General features: G+C 63.7%; 25 protein-coding genes and 1 tRNA gene. 9 read left to right on the top strand and 17 right to left on the bottom strand.

Annotated features, from left to right (window positions below):
• Window positions 1–111: 111 nt before the first annotated feature.
• The 7 genes from HSRCO_RS06165 to HSRCO_RS06135 all read right to left on the bottom strand — a co-directional run bounded on the left by HSRCO_RS06165 (window position 112) and on the right by HSRCO_RS06135 (window position 7,795).
• Window positions 112–1,080, bottom strand: coding sequence for a formyltetrahydrofolate deformylase (locus HSRCO_RS06165; RefSeq protein WP_396266415.1), 969 nt, complete (start codon window positions 1,078–1,080; stop codon window positions 112–114).
• 109 nt (window positions 1,081–1,189) lie between these two features.
• On the bottom strand, window positions 1,190–2,431 hold the full coding sequence (locus tag HSRCO_RS06160) for a glycosyltransferase family 87 protein (RefSeq protein WP_259519559.1): 1,242 nt from the start codon (window positions 2,429–2,431) through the stop codon (window positions 1,190–1,192).
• 59 nt (window positions 2,432–2,490) lie between these two features.
• Entirely contained in the window at window positions 2,491–2,916 is a 426-nt protein-coding gene (locus tag HSRCO_RS06155; protein ID WP_259519558.1) for a DUF2267 domain-containing protein, read from the bottom strand.
• Between the two features lie 76 nt (window positions 2,917–2,992).
• A complete protein-coding gene (locus tag HSRCO_RS06150) occupies window positions 2,993–5,722 on the bottom strand; it encodes a cation-translocating P-type ATPase (RefSeq protein ID WP_259519557.1) in 2,730 nt (909 codons plus the stop codon).
• A 250-nt stretch (window positions 5,723–5,972) separates the two neighbouring features.
• Window positions 5,973–6,494, bottom strand: coding sequence for an Rrf2 family transcriptional regulator (locus HSRCO_RS06145; protein ID WP_259519556.1), 522 nt, complete (start codon window positions 6,492–6,494; stop codon window positions 5,973–5,975).
• A gap of 137 nt (window positions 6,495–6,631) precedes the next feature.
• A complete protein-coding gene (locus HSRCO_RS06140) occupies window positions 6,632–7,057 on the bottom strand; it encodes a type IV pilin (RefSeq protein WP_396266425.1) in 426 nt (141 codons plus the stop codon).
• 315 nt (window positions 7,058–7,372) lie between these two features.
• Entirely contained in the window at window positions 7,373–7,795 is a 423-nt protein-coding gene (locus tag HSRCO_RS06135) for a type IV pilin (RefSeq protein WP_396266414.1), read from the bottom strand.
• 433 nt (window positions 7,796–8,228) lie between these two features.
• On the opposite strand from HSRCO_RS06135, the gene HSRCO_RS06130 reads away from it, so the two are divergent.
• A tRNA-Met gene (locus tag HSRCO_RS06130) sits at window positions 8,229–8,303 on the top strand.
• A gap of 171 nt (window positions 8,304–8,474) precedes the next feature.
• On the opposite strand, the gene HSRCO_RS06125 is transcribed toward HSRCO_RS06130, so the two are convergent.
• Window positions 8,475–8,654 carry a hypothetical protein gene (locus tag HSRCO_RS06125; protein ID WP_259519553.1) on the bottom strand — a complete coding sequence of 60 codons (180 nt, stop codon included), beginning with the start codon at window positions 8,652–8,654 and terminating at the stop codon, window positions 8,475–8,477.
• Window positions 8,655–8,764: 110 nt separating this feature from the next.
• On the opposite strand from HSRCO_RS06125, the gene HSRCO_RS06120 reads away from it, so the two are divergent.
• Both HSRCO_RS06120 and HSRCO_RS06115 read left to right on the top strand, forming a co-directional pair.
• Window positions 8,765–9,682, top strand: a complete 918-nt coding sequence (locus HSRCO_RS06120; RefSeq protein WP_259519552.1) for a CPBP family intramembrane glutamic endopeptidase — start codon at window positions 8,765–8,767, stop codon at window positions 9,680–9,682.
• A gap of 90 nt (window positions 9,683–9,772) precedes the next feature.
• Window positions 9,773–10,582 carry a formate/nitrite transporter family protein gene (locus HSRCO_RS06115; RefSeq protein WP_259519551.1) on the top strand — a complete coding sequence of 270 codons (810 nt, stop codon included), beginning with the start codon at window positions 9,773–9,775 and terminating at the stop codon, window positions 10,580–10,582.
• Window positions 10,583–10,607: 25 nt separating this feature from the next.
• Here the strand turns inward: HSRCO_RS06115 and HSRCO_RS06110 are convergent, their stop codons facing one another.
• Window positions 10,608–11,585: an AIR synthase family protein gene (locus HSRCO_RS06110; RefSeq protein ID WP_259519550.1), complete on the bottom strand. Its 978-nt coding sequence runs from the start codon at window positions 11,583–11,585 to the stop codon at window positions 10,608–10,610.
• 62 nt (window positions 11,586–11,647) lie between these two features.
• Window positions 11,648–12,688 carry an AmmeMemoRadiSam system radical SAM enzyme gene (gene amrS, locus HSRCO_RS06105; RefSeq protein ID WP_259519549.1) on the bottom strand — a complete coding sequence of 347 codons (1,041 nt, stop codon included), beginning with the start codon at window positions 12,686–12,688 and terminating at the stop codon, window positions 11,648–11,650.
• Window positions 12,689–12,767: 79 nt separating this feature from the next.
• Here amrS and HSRCO_RS06100 point away from each other — a divergent pair, with 79 nt between their 5' ends.
• Entirely contained in the window at window positions 12,768–13,703 is a 936-nt protein-coding gene (locus HSRCO_RS06100; protein ID WP_259519548.1) for a radical SAM protein, read from the top strand.
• Here the strand turns inward: HSRCO_RS06100 and mvaD are convergent.
• The 5 genes from mvaD to HSRCO_RS06075 form a co-directional block, all read right to left on the bottom strand.
• The gene (gene mvaD, locus HSRCO_RS06095) at window positions 13,700–14,680 is read right to left on the bottom strand and encodes a phosphomevalonate decarboxylase MvaD (RefSeq protein ID WP_259519547.1); all 981 of its coding nucleotides are present in this window, start codon (window positions 14,678–14,680) and stop codon (window positions 13,700–13,702) included. The genes HSRCO_RS06100 and mvaD overlap by 4 nt on opposite strands.
• An 82-nt stretch (window positions 14,681–14,762) precedes the next feature.
• Window positions 14,763–15,323 (bottom strand): UbiX family flavin prenyltransferase, encoded by a 561-nt coding sequence (locus HSRCO_RS06090; RefSeq protein WP_259519545.1) that lies wholly within the window; start codon window positions 15,321–15,323, stop codon window positions 14,763–14,765.
• A 2-nt stretch (window positions 15,324–15,325) separates the two neighbouring features.
• Window positions 15,326–15,730 (bottom strand): DUF126 domain-containing protein, encoded by a 405-nt coding sequence (locus HSRCO_RS06085; RefSeq protein WP_259519544.1) that lies wholly within the window; start codon window positions 15,728–15,730, stop codon window positions 15,326–15,328.
• Window positions 15,727–16,905: an aconitase X catalytic domain-containing protein gene (locus HSRCO_RS06080; protein ID WP_259519543.1), complete on the bottom strand. Its 1,179-nt coding sequence runs from the start codon at window positions 16,903–16,905 to the stop codon at window positions 15,727–15,729. Before HSRCO_RS06080 ends, HSRCO_RS06085 begins: the two co-directional genes overlap by 4 nt.
• A gap of 10 nt (window positions 16,906–16,915) precedes the next feature.
• Entirely contained in the window at window positions 16,916–18,220 is a 1,305-nt protein-coding gene (locus HSRCO_RS06075; RefSeq protein ID WP_259519542.1) for a UbiD family decarboxylase, read from the bottom strand.
• 92 nt (window positions 18,221–18,312) lie between these two features.
• Here HSRCO_RS06075 and nth point away from each other — a divergent pair, with 92 nt between their 5' ends.
• From nth to HSRCO_RS06060, 3 genes are all read left to right on the top strand, one after another.
• Complete coding sequence (gene nth, locus HSRCO_RS06070) at window positions 18,313–18,999, top strand: endonuclease III (protein ID WP_259519541.1); 687 nt, start codon at window positions 18,313–18,315, stop codon at window positions 18,997–18,999.
• Between the two features lie 70 nt (window positions 19,000–19,069).
• Window positions 19,070–20,371 (top strand): M28 family metallopeptidase, encoded by a 1,302-nt coding sequence (locus HSRCO_RS06065; protein WP_259519540.1) that lies wholly within the window; start codon window positions 19,070–19,072, stop codon window positions 20,369–20,371.
• 41 nt (window positions 20,372–20,412) lie between these two features.
• Window positions 20,413–21,177, top strand: a complete 765-nt coding sequence (locus HSRCO_RS06060; RefSeq protein ID WP_259519539.1) for an ATP-NAD kinase — start codon at window positions 20,413–20,415, stop codon at window positions 21,175–21,177.
• Window positions 21,178–21,184: 7 nt separating this feature from the next.
• Here the strand turns inward: HSRCO_RS06060 and HSRCO_RS06055 are convergent, their stop codons facing one another.
• The gene (locus HSRCO_RS06055; RefSeq protein ID WP_259519538.1) at window positions 21,185–21,439 is read right to left on the bottom strand and encodes an MTH865 family protein; all 255 of its coding nucleotides are present in this window, start codon (window positions 21,437–21,439) and stop codon (window positions 21,185–21,187) included.
• Window positions 21,440–21,533: 94 nt separating this feature from the next.
• Between HSRCO_RS06055 and HSRCO_RS06050 the strand changes: the two genes are divergently transcribed.
• Together HSRCO_RS06050 and HSRCO_RS06045 are read left to right on the top strand one after the other, a co-directional pair.
• On the top strand, window positions 21,534–22,598 hold the full coding sequence (locus tag HSRCO_RS06050) for a polyprenyl synthetase family protein (RefSeq protein ID WP_259519537.1): 1,065 nt from the start codon (window positions 21,534–21,536) through the stop codon (window positions 22,596–22,598).
• Window positions 22,599–22,647: 49 nt separating this feature from the next.
• Entirely contained in the window at window positions 22,648–23,700 is a 1,053-nt protein-coding gene (locus tag HSRCO_RS06045; RefSeq protein WP_259519536.1) for a M42 family metallopeptidase, read from the top strand.
• 11 nt (window positions 23,701–23,711) lie between these two features.
• On the opposite strand, the gene HSRCO_RS06040 is transcribed toward HSRCO_RS06045, so the two are convergent.
• Window positions 23,712–24,212 carry an SRPBCC family protein gene (locus HSRCO_RS06040; protein ID WP_259519535.1) on the bottom strand — a complete coding sequence of 167 codons (501 nt, stop codon included), beginning with the start codon at window positions 24,210–24,212 and terminating at the stop codon, window positions 23,712–23,714.
• Between the last annotated feature and the right edge of the window lie 47 nt (window positions 24,213–24,259).

Below are 24,259 nucleotides of genomic sequence, written 5' to 3'. Positions count from 1 at the left end.
GCCGGAAGAGTTCGACATATCGATCGACCTGCCCGCTGACGGTTTTGAGAGGGTTCTCACACACTCGAACCTAGAAAACCGACAAAAACCGGTATCGCCCTCGACCGTCGATCAATCGTCGGCGTCGCTCGTCGCCTGGACTGTCGGCTCGGTAGTACCGTCAGAGGGCGTCTCCTCGCCGAGCGCCGGCGACCGGCGGAAGTCACCCAGGTCGGCGGTCGTGGCCTCGTGGTCGCGCAGCTCCGTTCGGCCCCGGCGGACGGTGATCTCGTCCTCGAGGTGGAGCTGGATCGCTTCGAGCAATGCCTCGGCCTCGAGGGGCTGACCGAGGTCGCGGACGTCTTCGACGCCGGCGTCCGGTGGCACGGTGAACGCGCGCTGGGTGATGATGGGGCCCTGATCGAGGTCCGTGGTCACGTAGTGGGCGGTCACGCCGGCGATCCTGACGCCCTCTTCGAGCGCCTGTCGGTACGCCTTCGCGCCGGGGAACGCGGGGAGCAACGAGGGGTGGATGTTGATGATACGACGTTCGTACCGGAAGACCACGTCCGGGCTCAGGATCCGCATGTACCGCGCCAGGACGATCAGATCGGCGTCGTACTCGGCCAACAGGTCGAGTAGTTCCGCTTCGTCCGGATTACCGTCCGCGTCGCCGATATCGTGGAACGGGACGTCGTGGGAGCTGGCAAGCGGTTTGAGGTCCGGATGGTTTCCGATGACGACGCTGACCTCGGCGTCCAGCTCGTCGTCCGACCACGCGTCGAAGATCGCCTCGAGGCAGTGATCCTCTTTGGTCACGAGCACGGCGATCTGTCGGGTATCGCGGTCCGCCGGGTATCGGACCTGAACGTCGACGCCGAGGTCCGAACCGAGTTCGTGGAGATCCCGGCGAAGCGTCTCCTCGGTACAGACCATCTCCGCGGTGTCGACCTGCATCGTCATCCGGAAGACGCCGTCGCGAACGGCCTGGTCGAGATCCTCGATGTTGATTCCTCGCTCGAACAACAGCGACGTCACGTTGGCGATCAATCCGGTGTCGTCGTCGCCGACGACGGTTATCTCGGTAAGCTCTCGAGTCACGGACACCACCTGGTCACGGCACGCATATATCCAGTTCATCGCGTGAACCGAGGAAACGGTTTCGGCATCGGACCGTGTCGACCCATCGCTGAATGGGTCCGCAGAACGGTTAGCGATCCCCCACCCACGCTTCGACGTCGTCGCGTGGATCACCGATCGACTGACCGACCCGGTACGCCGCGAGGGCGAAAAAGAGAACGACGCCCCACAACCCGGGCTGGAGCAGTGGGTAGACGAGATCAGGCGCCCCGCCCAGCACGTCCGCCACGATTCCGCCGAGGAATCGTAGCCCGTAGGCGTGCACCTGCAACGAGAACAGGACGACGATCGGTATGGAAGGGACGCCGTCGCGGTCCAGTTCCACCGCGAGCAACGCGATCAGGGCCGGAAGTGCGGCCACGAAGTAGTAGACGTACGGCAGCGGTGTGACGAGGAGAAACGTGGCGACGCCCAGCGCGAACACCTCGCGGTCCGCGTCGCTAGAGAGGATTGCACCGACCGTTACGAGGGCTGCGATGCCCACCCGGACGAAGAGTGCCCCGGGCAGCCAGTGGAGTTGCCGGAAGTACGGCGCGAGCCAGAGACTGGGTTTTGGCACCCGACTGCCGCTGCCACGTTCGACGCCCCAGCGAAGGACGTCGAGGTACGCGAGATTCTCCGCGAAACCAAACAGCGCGATCGACAGGCCACCCAGGAACAGCCCGGCCCCGAGTGCGCCAGCGAACCGGCGCCTGTCGACCAGCAGGTGTGCCCCCACCGGTGCGTACGCGAATTTGAACAGGCCGACGACGGCCGTTAACGCACCACTGAGAGACGCACTGACGCGGTCGTCGCCGAGGAGGCCAGCCAGTGCGACCGTGAGCAGCGCGCCGAGGAATCCAGCCGTCTGCCCCAACTTGACCGAGAGCACCAGCGGGTGGAAGCCAACGAGCAACCAGAGTCCGAGGAGCCGCTCCCACCACTCCAGGTGAACATCGAGACGCGAGGCGACCACCTGGAGGGCGAGCCAGAGGAGCAACACCGAAAAGACACCCCATGCCAGTCCCGCCTCGTAATGGCCAAGACCAGAGAGCGGCCTGAACAGCACCAGGAACACCGGTGGATAGAGATACTGGCCCCAGAAACCACCATCCTCGTTCGGCGTGTAGATCGGATCGCCAGCCAGCCAGTCGTCGACCGCCTCGGCATAGACGCTGTAATCCTGGTAGTTCCACGGCTGGACGAGTTCGATCGATCTGAGGGCGGCCTCCACGACCGGGTAGACGAACAACGTGAGCAACAGCAGGAAGGATAGCGAGACGAAGACCGGTCGGTCCCCGCGAAGCACCCACAACCGTCGAAGGATGCCCATACACGTTCAGCCGTGTCGTACTGCAAATATCTTGTCGTACCCTTCGGGCGCGAGTCCAGTCACTCACCGTCCCCGTGCCAGCCACCGCTGTCGATGACGCCGAAGAGTTTTCCCCAGTTCTCGTCGTCCTCGCTCTCGGGCAGCTGATCGCGGAGTTGCTGGAGGTCGGAGGCCGGGACCATCTCTGCGACGAGGTCCATCACGACCTGCGCGTGATAGGCTGCATCGGCCGGATCCGATCGCTCGATATCACTCACGCGGGTGATGAACTCGGACCAGTCGAAGCGCTGCCCGTGCTCTGTAACCGCTCCCGTCATGTACCACTTGATCTCCATCGGGAGCGAGGCGGCGAGGTCCTCGGCGGCGCCCTCCGGAATCCGCGACCCGAGTGTCATCAACGTCGCTCGAATGGTCCGCACGGCCTCCCCGGTACCGGGCAGTTCGAGGCGATGCTGGACGGTGCCGGTGAACTCGTCGAAGTTCATGTGTAATCATTGACCCGTTCGGGGCATCAAAGCGGTCGGCCCTTCCCACCAGTTGGGAATGCATCATCACCGACGCTCACTCGACCACCCGGTCGAACACGAGCGATGCCAGGAAGGTCACGACGAGAACGACGAGTACGCCACCGAGCACGCGCGCCCACCCCGCCCAGCCGAGGGCGACGACGCCGAAGAGGTCCGCAACCGGGGTGTACAACACGAGCACGTGCAGAACGAGCGACGCCACGATGGCACCCAGGAGGTACCGATTCGACCCGATAGACTGCCCGAACCGCCGTCGAATAACCTGGATGATCGACATCTCGGTCACGACCAGGAAAGTAAAGAGGACCGTCTGGGCGGCGACGAACGTACCCACGGTCGCGAGCGTCTCGAAGAACAACACGAGGCCGACGACGGTCGCCGTCACGCCGATGGAGAGGACCGAGGCAACGACGCGGCCATCGATAACGGACTCCTCGCTCGACCGCGGCGCTCGTTCGAGGACATCGTCTGCCCGGGGGTCGACTCCCAGTGCGATGGCGGGGAGGCCGTCCGTGACGAGGTTGATCCACAGCAACATGACGGGCGTCAGGATGAGGGCCTCCGCGTCGACGGCGAAGCGCTCCGTGAAGAGGAACGTCCCGACCAGTACCCCGAAGAACACGGTGAGCACCTCCCCCGTGTTCGCCGAGAGGAGCAGATTGACGAATTTTCGGATGTTGTCGAAGATGCGTCGCCCCTCGGCGATTGCCTCGACGATGGTGGCGAAGTTGTCGTCCTGGAGGACCATATCCGATGCTTCCTGTGCGATGTCCGTCCCCCGTACACCCATGGCGACACCGACGTCTGCCGAGCGGAGACCGGGGGCGTCGTTCACGCCGTCACCGGTCATCGCGACGGTGTGCCCGTTCGCCTGGAGCGCACGCAGTATCTGAACCTTGTGCGACGGTTCGACACGAGCGAACGTATCGACCGTTTCGACGGCCTCGCGCAGCTCGTCGTCGGTCCGCGTTTCGACCTCCCGCCCGGTCAGCACGGTGTCGGATTCGATGCCGACGTCGGCACCGATGGCACGGGCCGTCTCCGGCGTATCGCCAGTCGCCATGACGACGCGGATGCCGGCATCGTGGCATCGCTCGATGGCTCCGTCGACTTCGGGACGGGGCGGATCGAGCATCCCCTGGAGACCCAGGAAGACATGGCCGGATTCGAGTGACTCCGCATCCGCGTCGGGGTCGGCGACGTTGCGCCGCGAGAATCCGAGCACGCGAAGAGAATCCTCCGCAAATCGCTCGGACCGTGCGAGAATCGCCGATCGCTTCTCGGGCGTGAGTTCTCGGACGGACCCGTCCTCGAGGACCCGATCGCACCGCTCGATGACGGTCTCGGGTGCACCTTTCATGTACGCGGTCGCCGAGTCATCTTCCGGAACCACGACGGTCATCCGCTTCCGGTCCGAGGAGAACGGGATCTCCCGGAGCCGGTCTCGACCCTCCTCGCGAACGATTCCGGCTTTCTCCGCAGCCACGAGGAGGGCTATCTCGGTCGGATCGCCGAAGTACGCATCGTCGGCCGACGCCGGAGCCCGCTCTGCATTGTTACAGATCATCCCACAACGCAGGAGCTCCTCGGCCACTCCAGGTGTGGCGGTGCTGCCATCCTCTCGGAACTCCCCCTCCGTTCGATAGCCGGACCCGGTCACGGAGAGTGTCCGCCCCGAAGCGGAGACCCGACGGACCGTCATCCGGTTCTCGGTGAGCGTCCCCGTTTTGTCGGTGAGAATGACGTCGACCGAACCCAAACTCTCGACGACCGGGAGTCGACGGACCAGTGCGTTCCGGTCGATCATCCGTCGCGCACCGAGCGAGAGCGTGAGCGTCACGATGGCGGGAAGCCCCTCGGGAACCGCGGCGACGGCGAGCGTAACGCCCGTCAGGAAGACGGCGATGGTGTCCGCCCCGGTAAGCAGGAACTGGACGACGGCGATGAACACGATCACTGCCCCGATGCCGTACCCGATATGTCTACCGAGGACGGCTAATTCTCGCTGGAAGGGCGTCTGTTCGTCTTCTGCCTCCTGGATGTGCGTCGCGATGGTCCCGATCTCCGTGTCCATCCCGGTCGCCACGACCACCGCGAGTCCGTGGCCACTGGTGACGCTCGTTCCCTTGTAGACGATATTGGTTCGCTCCGCGAGAGGGGTTCCCGGATCCACCGCTGCGGTCGATTTCGAGACGGTCCCGCTTTCGCCCGTCAGCGAGGCCTCCATCGTCTCGAGCGTCTTAGCCTCGAACAGCCGGGCGTCGGCCGGAACCGCGTCACCCTGCTCCAGGGCGACGACGTCGCCGGGAACGAGCTCGCTCGCGTCCACGACCATCTTCTCCCCGTCACGAATCACCATCGCATCAGGGGCCGCGAGTTCCCGCAACTCCCGCAACGACTGCTCGGCCCGATAGTCCTGGACGAACCCGAACACGCCGTTCGCCAGCAAGATGGCGACGATGAGTCCGGCATCGACGTATCGAGGCTCGACGTCGGGGAGGACGCCGACCAGCACCGAGAGCAGGGCGGCGAGCAACAGGACGTAGATGAGGCCGTTCCGAAACTGCGCCACCAACACGGCGAGTGGCGAGACAGCTTCCTCCTCCTGGATCTGGTTCGGCCCGTGGACCGACAGACGCCGCTCGGCTTCGGCGGTGGTGAGCCCCGCCGGTCCGGAATCCATGGTTTCGAAAATGGCGTCGACAGTTTCGGCGTGTGCATCGACGTCTCTGGTGGGTTCGGTTGTCGACGTCGCCTCGCTCATCGCCGGTCCCGACGCCCCACGACGGCCACGACTTCGGGAACCGATCCATCAGACGGCACACGCATAACTCGACAGACACGTTCGAGGACAATAATATCGATGGCACACCCCCACACCGCTATCGCAAAAGCGATGCATTCCGGTAGAATATCGCCGACTGCCCGTTTCCCCCCCCCCCACTCACACCTCCACGTTCTCCTCCCCCACCCACTCACACCCCCACGTTACCCCCCACCCCCGGGCCGACGCGTTACTCCTCGGTGACGGGTGCTTCGAGAACCCCGACGTCCACCCGGAGCTCCACCGGGGAGTCGACGCGAACGACCTCACCGCCGACGACCAGATTCGTCCCGGGCGTCGGCCCGATGAGCACGAGGTCACCGACCTCGTATCCCTCGATCGGTTCGTCGAAGAGGATGTCGGCGACACAGGATTCGGCGTCGATGACGTTCGGGAAGTCGATACTTCGAACGACCATGTCCACCCGGTCGTAGCCCTGGACGAGGAACAGCGATTCGGACTCGTCGACGTCCTGTCCGTCCAGGACACCGAACGCCTTCGCGGTCGGTCGGTAGCCGCCCTTCTGCCCGCGCAGCGAGACCACGAGGCTCAACGAGCGGAGTTCTTTCATGTACTTCGAAATGGTGCTCGGCGACCGGTCCGCTTTTTCCGCGATGTAGCTCCCAGAGACCGGTTCCTCGGTCTCACGATAGCGCTCCAACAGGATGGAGAGCGCCTCGCACTGGGTGTCCGTCAACTCGATGTCGTTCATGTGGGGGGAGTAGGACAGGGGGCTTTAAAATCTGCACCATCGATACCAGGACGGAGGAACCTGTCGGCGCTATTTCGAATCGTGGTCGATAGAGACCGGAAAAGACGTAAGTCGTTCGAACGGTGGGTCGCTACCGGTTATGGCCGAACGGTCCGGTCAACGATCAGCTGGTCGGATTCAGTGTGGACGATCTGGACGGTGTACGAGTTTCCAGCACTCAGATTGATTGGAGTGTCGCCTGACTGAGTCCCGTTAACCGAATTAGCCCACTCCAAATTGTCATCAGTTGTATCAATGACTCCTGTGTCACCAACTGTTAACTCCTCAGTCTGATTGGAGTATGGAGTATAGGTCCACGTATCGTCATTAGATTCGTTAGTTACACTGACTTTGATCGCAGACGAGGGGACAGCATCCCCACCTTGATGTTCGACTGAAATGTTCCCACCTGCATCAGCACTCAACGTCAACTGTGCTTGCGGCGTCGATGTACTCACGTTCTCGCCGAGTCCCAGCACAAACGTTCCGATAACCGCTGCCAAGATAACCGTTATCGCGACCATCAGAATGACCCCGATAACCGGCGATACGCCACGTGATTCGTCCGTTCCGAACAACTCGATAGTCTTACGTGTCATGCTTTTGATTTCCGAGGCGCCTTCGGCCGGACCAAATCGCTCCCGCTGCCACTACGTTTGGTTGCGACCGTTGCCGACCAGTGGCGCATTAAGCGTTACTTAGTAAGGCGGGGGCTTAAAACAACCGCCGTTTCACATCGATGCACATGCAGTAAACACGTTGCGGGAACTAAACAACGCAATATCGGTATACCCGTTCCTTTGCCGAAAACGAAAACAATCGGAGAATTGATTATAAATTTAGGGCCGGACTGTCCGGTCCATGATCAATTGGTCAGACGGTTCGTGGACGATCTGAACGGTATATGCGGTTCCAGATTCTAAAGTTGTATTTCCGTTGGTATAGGCCACGTTATTTTCTTGATCAGGCCAATACAGGCCCATGCTTTCGATGTCCAGGGTACCAGTATCACCGACCGTCAGCTCTTGAGTCGCATCACTGTTCGGATCGAATTCCGCAACGCTCGAGTTCGAACTACTGGAGACGGTAATCGAGATCTCCTCTGCAGGAATTGCATCTCCACCCTTGTGCTCCACCGAGATATTGGATTGGTCAGCACTCAGCGTCAACTGCGCTTGTGGCGTCGACGTACTCACGTTCTCGCCCAGTCCCAGTACGAACGTCCCGATGACTGCAGCCAGGATAACCGTAATCGCTACCATCAGAATCACTCCGATGACCGGCGATACACCCCGTTCGTTGTCCTTCCCGAATACCTCGAATGTCTTACGTGTCATTATTTGAATCCCGTAGCGTCCTGGGCCGGACGGGATGCCCCCTTCCCCACCGCGTCGATTCGCGATAAGCCGACCCTGGACGCATTAGGGTCAGCTTAGTGATGAGGGGTATTAAAATAACCGCTGATTTTCACCCCCAATGTTACATTATTGTCATACGTGAGGTGACGACGAAAATGGCACCCATCGCGGCGATGACGATAAATCCGCGATCGAGGATGTTAGAAGAATTGATTGCCGTCAGTAGATACCGGTAAATCTTGCACACCCCGGGAGATTATTTACGTTATACGCTAGCAGACCACGCTCCCGTCCGCGAATCACAACCCTTACTCCTGTCTGTCGAATAGTGGATGATAGCGGGATAGGATAGCCTGGAGATTCCGCCGGCCTCATGAGCCGGAGATCGGTAGTTCAAATCTACCTCCCGCTATATTCCTTCGCGACTCACCACCGAGCAGCCGTCAGGCTGCGAGGTTGTGCGGAGCGAAGGATATATCGAGGAGATGTGAACGCAGGATCGCAGCGACCTGGGGAAACGAAGTGATTGAAGTTCAAATTACCTGCCCGCTCTCGCGAACGATCGCTCACCGAGCAGCCACCGTCACACCCGTCGTTCCAGCGCCGCAACCCGTTCTTCCAGCGTCTGTATCCGGTGATACGCCGCCCCGCCAGCGATGCCCAGGGCCCAGCCAAGACCACCGCCGAGCGGCCCCATCACGACGGCACCGAGGACAGAGAGGGAGATACCTGGCACCAGCAATCGAGCGATTTTCGCGTCCATGTTCGGGGTCACGCCCGAATAGTACCGGCCGCCGGATAACGATTCGGAGACCGAATCGCACGCCGTCGAACCACAACGGACAAGTGTTAGTGTTCTGATATACATCTACCATGGACGTCGACTGGCGGAAGGTGGCGACGTTCCTCTCGCTCACGTTCGCCATCGCGTGGACCACTGCGCTCGTGCTGTTCCTCTCACCAGTTCAGTACGGGTCCGCCGCGGCGACGGTGCTCGTGGTCGCGGGCTACATGTGGGCGCCGGCCATCGCTGCCCTCCTGACCCAGTGGCGGTGGGGCGAGTCGCTTCGGACTGGGACGGGGCTGTACCGAGGGCGAGTCGGGTGGGTCGCGCTCGCGTGGCTCGCGCCCCTTGCGGTGCTCGGCGGTACGATCGGCATCGGTGCCACCTTCCCTGGCGTCTCGTTCACCACCGATTACGGCGTCTTTCTCGCGGAGATGGGACTCCCACCGGAGCAGATCGAAGCGTCGATAGCGGCACTGGAATCGTTCCCGGGGCCACCAGCCGTCGTGCTGCTCGGGCAGGCGCTCGTTTCGGGGCTCACCGTCAACGCGGTGGCTGCACTCGGGGAAGAACTGGGCTGGCGCGGATTGCTCCTGAACGAACTCGCTCCGCTCGGGTTCTGGCGACTCTCGTTCGTCACGGGGCTGGCCTGGGGTCCCTGGCACGCGGCGCTCATCGTCCAGGGACACAACTTCCCCGGTGCGCCGCTTTTGGGCATCGTGGTGATGACGGCCTGGACGGTCGCCGCGTCGCCCATGTTCACGTACCTGACCCTGCGGGCTGAGACGGTACTGGCACCGACGTTCTTTCACGGGTCGTTCAATGCGGTAGCGTCGCTCTCGCTGGTCTATCTCACCGGGGCCAGCAATCTGTTGCTCTCCCCGGTCGGGGTGGCGGGCATCGGAGCGGCGATCGTCGGGACGGTCGTCTGTTCGATGCACGATAGATTCGTCGCCGCCCAGCGAGTCACGACCGGTAAACCGGTCGATCAGATTCCCTCGAAATGATGGCTGCACTTCGAATCCACAGCAGGCACGGAAATCGAAGGACACTTTGTATACCCGTAACCACGTTGATACGAATCGAGGCACCCACCAGTGGCAAACGAGGACACAGCGGAGACACCACAGGGAGAACAAAAGACGACAAGCGACGTACTGGACTCGCTCATCGAGAGCGCCGTCCACGAGATGAACCGCGAGCGGTCAGGGCTCTTGCTCTCGGGGCTCTCCGCGGGCCTCGACATCGGCTTCGGCCCGTTGCTGATGGCGGCGATTCTGACGCTCTCGCCAGGAAGTTTCGGCGATCTGACGACCGAGATACTGCTCGCGAGTGCCTACTCCGTCGGATTCATGTTCGTAATCCTGGGCCGCTCGGAACTGTTCACCGAACACACGACGCTGGCGGTGATGCCGGTTCTCGATGGACAGGCTTCGATCAAGCAACTCGGACGACTCTGGGGTCTCGTATACGTGGGGAACATCGTGGGCGGTATCGCCTTCACGGTCCTCGCCATCATCCTGATGCCGGAACTCGGCGTCATCGACCCGCAGGCGTTCGAGACCATCGCGCTCAAGCTCGTCACCCACGACCTCCTGTGGCTGTTCGTCGCGGGCGTCTTCGCGGGGTGGTTGATGGGGCTGCTGGCGTGGTTGATCACCGCGGCCCAGGAGACGACCAGCCGATTGCTGATCGTGTGGGTCGTCACGGCGACCATCGGTATCTTCCACCTCCCCCACTCCATCGCGGGGAACGTGGAGGTCCTCTTCGGCCTCTTCATGTCGCCAGCCGTCACCGTCACCGATTATCTGGCGTTCCTCCTGCTGGCGACCATCGGCAACGCCTTCGGCGGGGGGTTCTTCGTCGCCCTGATGAAGTACTCCCACGTGGTCCGCGGGGCAAAATAATCCGTGAATGGGTCCTTCGTCGTGGCTACTCCCAGAGCGCGTACAGGTCGTCGCGAACGGGTTCGGCGATCTCGCGGTCGTCGAGGAACAGCGGGACCTCGGACTGAGCCTCGACGGTCCCGACGTCCGCCGCCTCGATACCTGCTGCCGCGAGCGATTCGAGCATTCCAGAGACCGCCTCCGGCGGAACCGATGCGACGAGTGCACCGGAGCCGAATATCTGGAGTGGATCGACCTCGGCGGCCTCGGTCACGGCGATCGTCTCGGGGCGGATCGGAATCGCGCTGGTGTCGATTCGTATGGAGACGCCCGACGCGCTCGCGAGTTCGATGAGTCCGTCGACGAGACCACCTTCTGTGGGGTCGTGCATCGCAGTCGCCACATCGCGGAGGATCGCCGACTCCGGGACGACGCTCAGGTCGTCGTAGAACTGACTGGCACGCTCGATGACCCCCTCTTCGACGCCGGCGGATCGAAGCGCTTCGGTGAAGTCAGTCGCCAGGATCGCAGTCCCTTCGATCGCCGCACCCTTGGTGAGGATGACGTGATCGCCGGGAGTCGCCCCGCCGGTGGGGACGAATCTGTCGGCCATTCCCATGCAGGTCAGCGAGAGAAGGGGTCGTTCGAGGGAGGTGTTGTACTCCGAGTGGCCCCCGACGATTGTGACCTCACGTTCGAGCGCCGTCTCGTGGAGCTGGGTGGTTATCTCCTCGAGGACGACGCCGGTATCCGATTCACCAGGGAGGAAGATCATGGCCGTGAGCCACTGGGGATCCGCCCCCGAGGCAGCGACGTCGTTGCAGGCGACGTTGATGCCGAGGGTGCCGACGTGGCCGACCGCGAGCGATATCGGGTCGCTGTTCACCACCAGCGTCCCCTCCGGGACCGAGATGGCGGCGGCGTCCTCGCCGTACGCGGGTCCCTGGATCACCGAATCGTCCGGTGCACCGGTCCGCCCGAAGACGTGTGCCGCGAGGTCCTCGGGACTGACCTTTCCGAGCATGCCTGTCAAATCGGTGGCTTCGTCCCTTGTACCTACCGGGATGGACTCGATCGGAGTGGAGGTTACAGAACGACGTCCTTCTCGCGACCACACTGGCAGGGCTCCGAGAGATCGGTTTCGATGGATGCCTCGAAGCCCCGCCGACTGATCCACGTCTTGCCACAATCGGGACAGACGGTATCGCTGTACCTCGCTCCGGGAACGTTACCGACGTAGACGTACTCCAGACCGACGTCCGTCGCGATGTCGTGTGCCCTCTCGAGCGTCTGTATCGGCGTCGAGGGGCGGTCTTGCATCTCGTAGTCGGGGTGAAAGCGGGTGAAGTGAACGGGGATGTCCGGGTCGAGTCCGAACGCCCACTCGGCGAAGTCCCGGATCTCCTCGGGGTCGTCGTTGAGGTCCGGAATGGTCAGATACGTGAGTTCGACGTGGACGTCGCGGTCGACGAGGTACTCCGCGCCCCGAAGCGTCGGCGCCAGTCTGCTGCCCATGTACTTCACGTGCGGGCGCTCACGGAATCCCTTGATGTCGACGTTCGCGGCGTCGAGGACCGGCGCGAGGAGGTCGGCGAACTCCTCGGTGAAGTAGCCGTTCGTGACGATGACGGTCCCGAGACCCTCGTTCTGGGCAGCCTGTGCCCCGTCCCGGACGTACTCGGCGTAGATGGTTGGCTCGTTGTAGGTCCAGGCGACGCTCTCGCAGTGCTGGTCGGTCGCACTGTTCGCAGCAGCTGTCGGCGAGACGTCCCTGAGCTCGAGGTCTTCGGGTTTGGCGAACGCGATACGATGGTTCTGACAGAACTGACAGGCGAAATTGCACGACGCCCCGCCGAAGCTGAGGACCCGGGTACCGGGTTTGTAGTGATACAACGGCTTCTTTTCGATGGGGTCGACCGTCCCCGGTCGTCCGAGGGGGCTATCGGAGACCTTCCCGTAGGTGAGCAGCCGAAGTTCACCGTCGACGTTTATCCGGACGTCACAGATACCCCGCTGTCCAGGATCGAGAGTACACCGGTGGGCACAGGCGGTGCACTGTACGCGCCCGTCACTCGCCGACTCCCACAACTCCGCGAGGACGCCCGTCCCCAGCGAACCGGTAGCCATACTCGTCGGTAGGTGTCCCAGTCGCAAAAACTAATCGCGGAACCAACAGCTTAGGCCAGTGTGGGTCCTACAGGAACCCATGGGGGACGCATCGAGCTGGAACGAAACGACCCGAGCCGAGCGCGAGCGACAGGTCGAACGACTTCGCGACCGCTACGAGGATTGCGACTGTTGTCCCCACGACTGCCACGTCGACCGAACGAGCGGTGAACTGGGACGCTGTCGTGAAGACGATACGGCGTCGGTCGGTTCCCAGGGACCACATTTCGGAGAGGAACCGCCGCTGAGCGGCACCGCCGGCAGTGGCACCATCTTCCTGGGGAACTGCAATCTCGACTGCGTCTTCTGCCAGAACTGGGAACTCAGCCAGCATGCTCGGGACACGACCGAGCGGACGCCCCGCGAGATCGCCGATATCGCTCTCGACCTCGAATCGCAGGGGTGTCACAACGTCAATTTCGTCACCCCGACCCACGTCACCCCGAATCTGGCCGAAGCGATCGTTCTCGCCCGCGACGATGGGCTGTCAATCCCGGTCGTCTGGAACTGTGGTGGCTTCGAGAACGAGGGGGTCATCCGCGATCTCGACGGCCTCGTGGACATCTACATGCCCGACGTAAAGTGGGCGGACGACGAGGCTGCCCGACGGTACTCGAAGGCGAGCGGCTACTGGGACGCCGCGCGTGCGTCCCTCCGCGAGATGCATCGGCAGGTCGGTGACCTCCAGATCGACGATGAGGGACTCGCAACACGCGGCCTCCTCGTCCGCCATCTCGTCGTGCCCGGCTTCGCGGAGAACGCGAAGCGGATCGTCGACTTCCTCGTCGAGGAGATATCGCCGGAGACGTACTGCAATCTGATGGCGCAGTACCGCCCGGCCTATCAGGTCGGTCGGGACGGACGCTACGAAGAGATCGACCGCCGAGTGAGCGGCGAGGAGTACCGCGAGGTCGTGGAGTACGCCCGCGAACGGGGGATGACGAACCTGCTCACTGACGAACCGCTGTTCCCCTAAAAGAGGGCTTCGGTCTCGTCGAGGATACGGGCCGGCCCGCCGACCTCCCAGGTCATCGTGTCGACGCCCTGGGCGGCGACGACGTCCTCGACGCGGTCCACGTAGTCGGCCTTCGTGTTCACGTACACCGTCGCTCCGGTATCGGTAGAGAAGTAGACCGGAACGCCGTCCTCGCGGAGCTCCCGGACGGCCTCGAAGATGGCGAGTGTCTCCGGTTGCCAGTAGACCCATCCGGCGGGCCCCGTCATCGTCGTCGCCGCGAGGCTCAGGGTGTCGTGTTCGGCGAGTGAGAACGCCCGATCGAAGTCGTTCGAGCGGATCGCATCGCGCATGTCGGCCAGTTGGCGATGGACGTGGGCGAGACGTGCCTCGAACATGTGACTGTCCTCGGCCTCGTCGTGAGCCTGCTGGGTCTCCTTGTACGTCGGTACCAGGCCGATGACGATCCGGAGCTCGTCTTCGAGGGGCGTCTCGATGCGGTGCGAGCGGCAATCCTCGTCGTTCATTCCCGCTCGAAGGTCCGAGAATCCACCCGTCACGGCCCGCGCAGCGGACGTCGACCCGCGACGGGCGATGGTCGATATCTCCGGTCGGCTCAGGTCGAGGCCCGCCGCCTCGACGAGCGCCATCGCTGCCGCCGCGAATCCGGACGAGGACGAACCGAGGCCGACGTTGGCCGGGAACGAGTTCTCGCTCTCCAGGCGTACCGGGGCATCCACGTACTCGGCTTCCGCACGACTGCGAACGTACTCGACGACCGCGTCGAGACGTTCCGCACCGTTGCCCGCGAGTTCCTCGCCATCGACGAGGTAGACGTCTTCGTCGAGGCTCGGGTCGAATTCGACCGTCGTCACCGTTGCACTCGGGGCCGTGGAGACGCTGATGCTGTCGTGATAGGGCACCCGTAACTCGTCGTCGCGAATGCCGTGGTACTTCACGAGCCCCTGGATCGGATGTGCACGGGCGGTGGCTTTCATATCACAGGGCGCGGGCGTCGGTCGCATAAGTATCACGGGTCGCACATCCACGGCGAATCCCGCCGGTGCCCCGGCCACCGGCTCAGGACCAGCGCTCGAAACCGTCGTATGAAAGGTCGAACCGATCGAGGATCTTGCCGACGACGTGGTCGACGACGTCGTCGATGTCGTCGGGATCGTAGTAGAAACCGAGCATCGGCGGGACGATGGTGACACCCCGACTGGCGACCGTCTGCATGTTCTCGAGGTGGACCTCGCTCAGCGGGGACTCCCGCGGAACGAAGACGAGTTGACGGTCCTCCTTGAGCGTCACGTCGGCCGCCCGCGTCAACAGCGAATCGGAGAACCCCGCCGCGACCTTCGCCAGAGTGTTCATCGAACACGGAACCACGACCATCCCCTCGGTCTCGAAGGTCCCCGATGCGATGGACGCACCGAAGTCGTCCTCGTCGTAGACCGCCGTCGAGAGGGATTCGAGGCGCTCCATCGTGGCTTGGCGGGTGTCGGTCTCGTACTCCATCACCGCCTTCGCACCGTCCGTGACGACCGTGTGAACCTCGACGTGGTCGGCGAGAGCCGCGGCCGTTCTGAGGGCCAGTTCCGTCCCCGAGGCGCCGGAGACGCCCAGGACGATCCGCGCCACGCTCACTCCTCCAGGACGGTCACAGTGCCGGCGTCGGCGTCGACGGTGACCCGGTCGCCGTCCTCGAGTTCGCTCACGTCGATACCGTCCACACAGGGGATCTCGCCCAGGATGGCGCCCGTCGCGACGATCGTCTCCGTCTCGGTGTTGACGATAGCAGCAGGGGCGTTGTCGCGTTTGGCGAGCCCGTAGAGGACGTACGAACCGACGGTCGACCCCTTCCCGCGCGGGAACACGAGCACTCTATCGGCGACGTTCTCGCCTTCCAGCTGATGACCCTCCTCGATGAACTCGCCTGATTCGATGTCGACGGCCCCGTAGAAACTGATGGGTTCAGTCGATCGGAGGACCGTCCCAGTGGCGGCACCGTCGGCGATCGTTCGTCCATCGTACGTTTCGGCGCTCATTTCGTCACCTCCTCGAGGAGGGAGAGCTTGTCGCCGAATTTGACCTGCTGGTTGCCGAACCCTGGGAGATAGGTCGCCGCCTTGGCCGAGTCGGTCGCGGTCGACTCGTAGCCCATCTCCTCGATGGGCGCGACGACGTTGCAGGTGTCGCTGAGGACGGTTCCCCCGGCCGCTTCGATGGTCTCCGTGTAGCCCTGGCGGTCGGCCCACGTCTTGTTCGAGCGACTCGTGCAGACCCACATGTCGCCCTCGATGGTCTCTCCGTCGACGCGGTCGGCGATGCGCTCTATTTCCTCGACGGAGGAGTGCGGACAGCCGAAGACGACGAGGTCCGAATCCTCGGTGTCGGTGAGGTCGTCGTATTCGTCCGCCAGATCGCTCGACTCGAACACCAGCGATTCCACGGCCGCTGGCGGCGCGTCGTCGGTCGTGATGTCCTCGACGAAGTAGAGCGCGACCGCTCCCGTGGCGGCCATCGCCGCGCCGAGCGCCTTGAGGTCGTCGGTGGTGGCGTCGTCGATGCCCGAGAAGTAGGGGATCTCGTCCTCGACGATACGGCCGGTCCAGGACCCGAGCGCCGCGAAATCCGCCTGGGTGTCGAGGGACGCGTCCACGTCGACGTGGTGGGTCGCCCGCCGGTTCTCGGGCAGGTGGAGTCCGTATTTCGGCGTCCGGCCCGTGATGGCTGCGGCGAGCGCGGACGGGCCACCCTCGCGGTTCGTCCTGGCGCCGACGACGGAGTTGGCGAAGGAGACGGCCGACGACTCGGCCCACGCGATATGCTGGTTCCGCCGGGGGAGGTTGCCCGACAGGTACGGCGTGCAGGTAAAGGAGAGGGTGACGCCCATCTCGCGAAGGGCGGTGAGGATGCGGCGCTGGTTCTCGGCGAACTCGGGACTGACGCCCATCTCCTCCCACCGATCGATGTCCATCCCCGCCGGATTGGCGAACGTCTGGACACTGACCTCGGCCCCCTCGTCGGCGAATCCTTCCAGGAACTCGACGCCCGGGTCTCCGATCGACTTATAAGAGATGCCCGACGCCTGTGCCGAAGCGATCTCGACCATCTCCTCGGCACCGTAGATGTCGCCGAGGCGGACGAGCAACTCCATCGACTTTCGGACGGCCGGATTGTCGGATTCGAGCAGTGCCTCTTCGTCGGCGGTTAGATTCATTGCCATGGTATCACCGATAATCCTCGATGTCGACGTCGTCGGTCCCGGGGACCCGTACCTCGCGGAAATCGTCTTCGTCGCGATGCTCCGGCACGGTCGCGTCGACGATCCACTTCGTGAGCACGCCCTCTTCGTAGTCCTGTGACGGATCGAGAGAAGAGCCCTTCGCGTGCTCGATGGTCGTGATGTCCCGATCCGGTTGCATCCGCGTCGCTTCGGCCCACTCGACCTGCTGGGGGTCCGCCGGGTCGACGTCCCTGTCCACGACGGTCACCTTCTTCATCGACGGATGACCGGCCAGGGCGGCCATCCCGGCGTTCTTCGGGTCACCCTCCCGACGCTTGTCGATCTGCACGACGCCGTGGAGCCACGAACACCCGCCGGGCGTAAGGACGACCGACTGCACCGTCGGGATAGCGTTCTCGACGATGGTGAAGATACGTGGTTCCTGGGGCACTCCCATCAGGTGAGCGTGCTCGGTCTGCCCGGGGACGATGATCCTGACGTACGGGTCCTCGCGCAAGTAGAGTGCCGAAACCTCGACCACCGGTTGCTCGCGCGTGCGGTCCCACGTACGCGAGAGGTCCACGAACGGGCCTTCCTCCCGATATTCGTCCGTGATGTGTGCCCGCAACACCATCTCGGCGTCCGCCGGGACCTGGATCCCATCGACTTCGGCGACCTCGAGACCGCCGTCGAGGAGCGCGTTCGCCATCTCGAGTTCGCTCATCTCGGGCGAGAACGACGTCGCGGCGGCCAGTTCGACGGCCGGATGCACGCCCATCACGATGGCGATATCGAGTGGTCCCTCGGTCCGCGAGTAGATGTCGTGCAGGTGGCGTTCGACCATCCGCATCACGAGTTCGTTCCCGCCATCGTACATCGTGCGATGGAACGAGAGGTTCTGGACGCCCGTCTCCGGGTCCACGACGGCCGCGATGCTGGAGGCGAAGTACTGTCGTTCGTGTTCGTCGTAGAAGACGGGGATCGGCACGTGGTCGTCGAGCACCGGATCCGTCGCGACCAGATCGAATCGCGGGTCGACCGGGTCGTCGAGTGCTCGCGGGTGGTCCATCGCGGTGCTCATCGCCTCGATGATGCCGTCCCGCTCGACGCCGAGTGCGTCGGCGAGCAAGTCACGCGAAGAGACGAGGTTCGAGACCGCCCTGACCTCGGGGTAGCCCGCGACGTCCTCGAAGACCATCGGCGCCGACTCGTCGGCGGTCGCGAGCGCCGGGAGTTCGAATCGCGGGTCCACCGATTCGGTGAGGACGGTGGTATCGTCCCGGCCTGCCAACAACTGTCGCAATCCCATACGAGTCTCTCCGGGACCGTGTCCTTTAACGGTTCGTGGTTTGGGGCTGCCGGCTTCGAGGGGTTGAAACCACACAGACACCATCCACGCGTATGGCCACGCCGCTCGACACTCGCGAAGCCCAGGTCGCCGAGGTCGTAGAGCGCCTCTCCGCTGCGTATCCTGATGCGACGATCTCACTCGAATTCTCGAACCGCCTCGAACTGCTCGTCGCGGTCATCCTCTCCGCCCAGTGCCCCGACGAACGGGTCAACGCCGTGACGGAGACGCTGTTCCAGCGGTTCCCGGACGCCGAGGCCTACGCCGAGGCCGACGTGGACGAGATCCGGGAGGTCATCTCCTCCATCACGTACCCGAACAGCAAGGCGGAGTACCTCCAGGGCGTCGGCGAAACGCTCGTCGAAGACCACGACGGAGCGGTCCCAGACACGATGAGCGACCTCACTGACCTCCCGGGCGTCGGCCGCAAGACCGCGAACGTCGTCTTGCAGCACGGCCACGACCTGACCGAGGGTGTCGTCGTCGACACGCACGTCCAGCGTCTCTCCCGTCGGCTCGGTATCACCGAGGAGGAGCGCCCGGCGGCCATCGAAGAAGATCTCATGGAGGTCGTCCCCCGCGAACACTGGAAGCTGTGGACCCACTGGCTCATCTCCCACGGCCGGGCGACCTGTACCGCCAGGAATCCGGACTGCGAGGACTGCGTGCTCGCCGACGTCTGTCCCTCCTCGAAGGTCGACGAGCCGATCGACCTGGCGAGCGGGACGGCGTGGAACTGACGGCCACGCTATTCTCGTCGTACTCCCGACCAACACAACACCTTTGCCCGCGCTGACAGACCGTTGGAGCATGACCGCGTGGATCGGCGACCTCTTCCGGAGCGACGTGGGCTGGAATCACCTCGAGACGCTAGTCGACGGGGGATCGAGGATGGCCGGCACGACTGGCGAACGCCAGGCGGCCGAGGCGACAAGGGACGCACTCGCTGAGTACGCTCGAGATGTGCGTCTCGACGAATTCCCCATCCAGGGATGGGAACGCGGATCGTCGACCATCGAGACACCGGCCGGCGAAGAGGAGTGTATCGCGCTCCCACGGAGTCCCGCTGAGGAAGTATCTGGTCGGTTCGTCGACCTCGGCCACGGGCTTCCACGAGACTTCGAACAGACCGACGTCGAGGGCGCCATCGTCATGGTCTCCGCGGACGTCCCCGACTGGTACGACCGGTTCGTCCACCGCCGAGAGAAGTACTACTATGCAGTCCGCGATGGCGCGGTCGGGTTCGTCTTCAAGAACCACTACGAGGGCTGTCTCCCACCGACCGGGAGCGTCGGCAACGACGACGATCCGATCGGCAGCATCCCGGCCGTCGGCGTCTCGAAAGAAGTCGGGCAACGATTGGGCCGTCGCTTCGATGGAGAGACGGTCGACCTCGCCGTCGAGGCCGACATCGCCGACGCGACCAGCCAGAACGTCCACGCCGAACTGGGACCGGATACCGACGAGGAAGTCCTCGTGACGAGTCACGTGGACGCCCACGACATCGCCGAGGGGGCGATGGACAACGGGGCCGGAACGGCCATGGTGGTCGAACTCGCCCGGGCGCTCGCCGACCGCGAAGACGAACTCGATAGAACGGTTCACTTCATCGCGTACGGGTCCGAAGAGGTCGGGTTAGTCGGTTCCGGCTACGACGCCAGGAACAGAAACCAGGACCGAATCACGGCGATACTCAACCTGGACGGTGTCGTCCAGGCGCGAACCCTCTCGTTCTATACCCATGGGTTCGACGCGTTGCGCGCCGTCGCTGAGGACGTCGCCGACGAATTCGGACACCCGATACATACCACGCCCGAACAGGGCCCGCATAGCGACCACTGGCAGTACGTCAAATGGGGCGTCCCCGGCTACCACGTCACCAGCAAGACCGACGACGAGGGACGGGGATGGGGGCACACCTACGGCGATACGCTGGACAAACTCGAACGGCGCACGTTCCGCGAACAGGCCATCCTGCTCACGGCGCTGGCCATTCGACTCGCCGACGACGGATTCACCGTCGCGCACGCCTCCCCAGACGACATCGCCGCGGCTCTCGAGGCGGAGGACAAGGCAGAGGGCATGAAAGTCACCGGCGACTGGCCGTACTGAACCCATCGGGCTTTTTGTGACCCGTCTCCTTTCCGAAGACGATGAACAGCGAGCGCCGGACTGATCCACAGTCCGAGATCGGCGTCGTCGGCGACGACGCGGCGGCTATCGTCGATAGCGTGCGAGAGGCAGGTGGCCTGGGTTCCGTCGTCGAGACGCCGACGGCCACCGTCGACGTGATGGTCGTGGCGGGCGAGTCGGCACTCCTCTCGTTCGTCAGAGCCGACGTCGACGTTCCCGTGCTTCCGGTCGAGGTCGGAAGCGGCGTCGAGGACGTCGCCGCCGCGGATCTGGACGAGGCGATCCGGTCGCTCGTGACCGGCACGTTGCAGACGACAGAACGGCCGCTGCTCGTGGTCACCGTCGAAGACGACAGCTATGCGGCGCTGATGGACGTCATGGTCGTCACCGAAGAGCCAGCGAAGATCTCGGAGTTCGCCATCGGAAACCGGTTCCGCGGCGGAACACAGACGGTCGATCAGGTTCGGGCGGACGGGGTCGTCGTGGCGACCTCGGTGGGGACACCGGGGTACGTAACGGCCGCAGGGGGCCCCGTTCTCGGTCCCGAGACGTCTGGGGTAGCGGTCGTTCCGATCGGTCCGTTCCGAATCGAACAATCCCAGTGGGTACTCGAACCCCCGATCTCACTGACCGTGGCGAGAGACGACACGGGAGTCTCGCTGCTGATCGACGACGAGGAGGTCGGGCCGGTCCCCGCACACGAACCGATCGAACTCGCGTGGGGCAAGCCGCTCGATATCGTCAGGACACCGGTGTCACGGACGACGTTCGATCGCGAGAACTGAGCCGGAATCAGACGATGTCTTCTTCCTCGAGGGCGCTCATGACGTCCTCGACCAGACTGTCGACGTCCTCGTAGGGGAAGTTCGCCTCGCTGCCCAGTTTCGTCGCCAGTTCCATCGCAGTCAACGAGACGTCGTCCGACGTGAACTTCGTCGAGGGACCGTCCGGCAGGGCCGGAACGAGGTCCATCTGGTTGTTTACCGGGTAGTCGGCACCTTCGAACGCCTCGGTGAACTGCTCGCGGAGGTCGTCTTTGACGGACATATTATCACCCTCGACTGGGCGACCGAAAAGTATTGTGAAACTTCCGGGTCCAGAATGCAAGTTTTTTACCCGCAGCAGGCGTCTCCACCGGCATATGCGGGAAGCGCTGTCCACGTGGCGGCCGATCGTCGACGAGGAGATAGAGCGGCTACTCTCCCGTGAGATGACCGCCGAAGATTTCGGGGGGCTGTTCGGGGAGCCACGGTTTTCCTACGACACGGAGGCGTTGAACGAAGGCCTCGTGAAGCCGACCTGGGATCTACTGGACCGCGGTGGGAAGCGCTGGCGACCGGTGCTGTTCGTGAAACTCGTGGAGGGACTCGGCGAGGACCCCGAGGACTACCTTCCCTACGCGACCATCCCAGAGATCCTTCATACGGGAACGATCATCGTCGACGACGTCGAAGACGGTGCGACCTTGCGCCGTGGGGAGGAGGCCATCCACTTGCGGTACGGAACCGACGTCGCACTCAACGCCGGGAACGCCCTCTACTTCATCCCACTGAAAATCGTGGCCCGGAACCCGGCCGACCTTCCGCCCGAACGCCAACTGGCCGTCTACGAGATGCTGAGCCACGAACTGAACCGAACCCATCTCGGTCAGGGCACTGACATCGTCTGGCACAACCGGTGTACGATCGACATCACCGAAGACGAGTACATGGAGATGAGTGCGTGCAAGACGGGGTGTCTCGGACGCATCGCCGGTCGCCTGGCCGCACTCGTCACCGACCAGTCCGACGAGGTCGAGACGGCACTGGCGGGTTACGCCGAGTCGCTGTCGATCGCGTTCCAGATCGGCGACGACATCCTCGACGTGAAACACTCCCTCGACGAGGCCGGCGAGTTCGGTAAAGCCTTCGGAAACGATATTCGCGAGGGGAAACGGACCCTCCTCACCATTCACGCGGTCCAGGCGGGAACCGACCAGCAGTCCGACCGGCTAGAGGCGATCCTCACTGCCGATTCGGTCTCCGACGCCGAGATCCTCGAAGCGATCGACATCTTGCAGGCGACGGACAGTGTCGAATACGCGAGAGACCGGGCCCTCGAGATGGCCGCCGACGCGCGCGACCATCTCGATGGCCTCGACCTCGAATCCGGTGTCGAAGACGACCTGCGAGCGTTCACCCGGTTCGTCATCGACCGGGAGACGTGAACCGATCGGGAACGCTGATTTGATAGCGGTGGCGACACGAAACGAGGTCATGGTACGCGACGTCGACCTTTTCCGTGAATTGACGGAGACGAGCGGTGCGCCGGGGTACGAAGACCGGATCCGCGATATCGTACGACGGGAGTTTGACGGCGTCGTCGACGAGGTCAGAAGCGACACGATGGGGAACGTCGTCGGGACTATCGAGGGAGCGGATCGACCGGAGTACGAGGTCGTCGTCGCGGCCCACATGGACGAGATCGGGTTCATGGTCCGTCACGTCACCGACGATGGCTACCTCCAGGTCGACGCGCTCGGTGGCTGGGACGCACGCATCCTCCGCGCACAGCGCGTGACCGTCCACGCGGACGAGGGCGACCTGCCGGGCGTCATCGGGTCGCCACCCCCACACACCCTCGACGAGGAGGACCTCGACGAAGACGATGCGGTCGAGGACGTCTTCATCGATCTGGGGATGAGCGCAGCCGCGGTCGAGGATCGGGTCTCGAAGGGCGACCTCGTGACCATGGCCCAGCGGACCGAACGAGTTGGTTCGACCCTCACCGGGAAGTCCATCGACAACCGGGTGAGCCTGTACGCGATGCTCCAGGCGGCCAACCGGGTCTCGCCCGCGGTGACCGTCCACTTCGCGGCGACGGTCCAGGAAGAGGTCGGTCTTCGGGGGGCGACCGCCCTCGGCGTCGACCTCGACCCGGACCTCGCCATCGCCGTGGATACGACGGTCGCGAACGACGTGCCACAGATCGAGAAAGAGGCCGACTACGTGACGGTCCTCGGCGAGGGCGCCGGAGTCAAACTCAAAGACTCGAGTGTCATCACCAATCCGAAGGTCCACAGACGCATCCAATCGGTCGCCGAGACGGCGGACATCCCCTACCAGATCGAGATCCTCCCCGCCGGCGGCACCGACACGGCTGGGTTCCAGACCACCGCGGGAGCGAAACCGGTCGGCGCCATCTCCGTCCCGACGCGGTACCTCCACACGCCGGTCGAGGTCGCCCACGAGGACGACGTCGTCGCGGTCGTCGACCTCCTCACTGCGGTGCTCGATTCGGAAGACGGCGAGCACGACTACACGCTGTAGTATCGTCGCCGTCAGTGATATTCGACGGTGAGTTCGACGGGGCGCGCTTCGCCCTCCAGATCGGCGACCACGCGTCTGACGACGCGACGCCCCTCCGCCTCGATCAATCCGATCGCCTTCTCGACGACCCAGTCCATCGGGACCAGCGCCGGAACGTCGATCATCCCGGCCGAGACAGAGCTGGGATCGTAAGTGACGACGAAGGAGACCGTCGACCCCTCGCCGTCGTCCGTCGCTTCGACGACCCACCGACCGTTGGCGTCGAGGTCCCTGATGACCTCCCACTCGAGGACGTTCGGTGCTTCGATGCCCGTGACCGTCGTGTACGCGTCGTAGGTCAACTTCCACCAGCCGAATCGGAGTCGATACCGCGTCCCCACGCCGCCGTCACCGTCGACCACCACCCCGCGGAGGTGCTTCGAGTACTTCGCATACCCCGTGAAATCCTGGAGGAACGGAAAGACCACCTCGGGCGGGCGGTCGACGGTCGTAGTAACCTCGATGGTTTTCACGGTCCGCTATTTTTGCGGACGGGTCAAAGCGATATCGGCCGCGGCGG

This window comes from Halanaeroarchaeum sp. HSR-CO, assembly GCF_024972755.1.
In the GTDB taxonomy this organism is placed as follows: domain Archaea; phylum Halobacteriota; class Halobacteria; order Halobacteriales; family Halobacteriaceae; genus Halanaeroarchaeum.
Note: the sequence above shows the minus strand (reverse complement) of the source record. Positions and strands in the feature narration are given on the sequence as shown.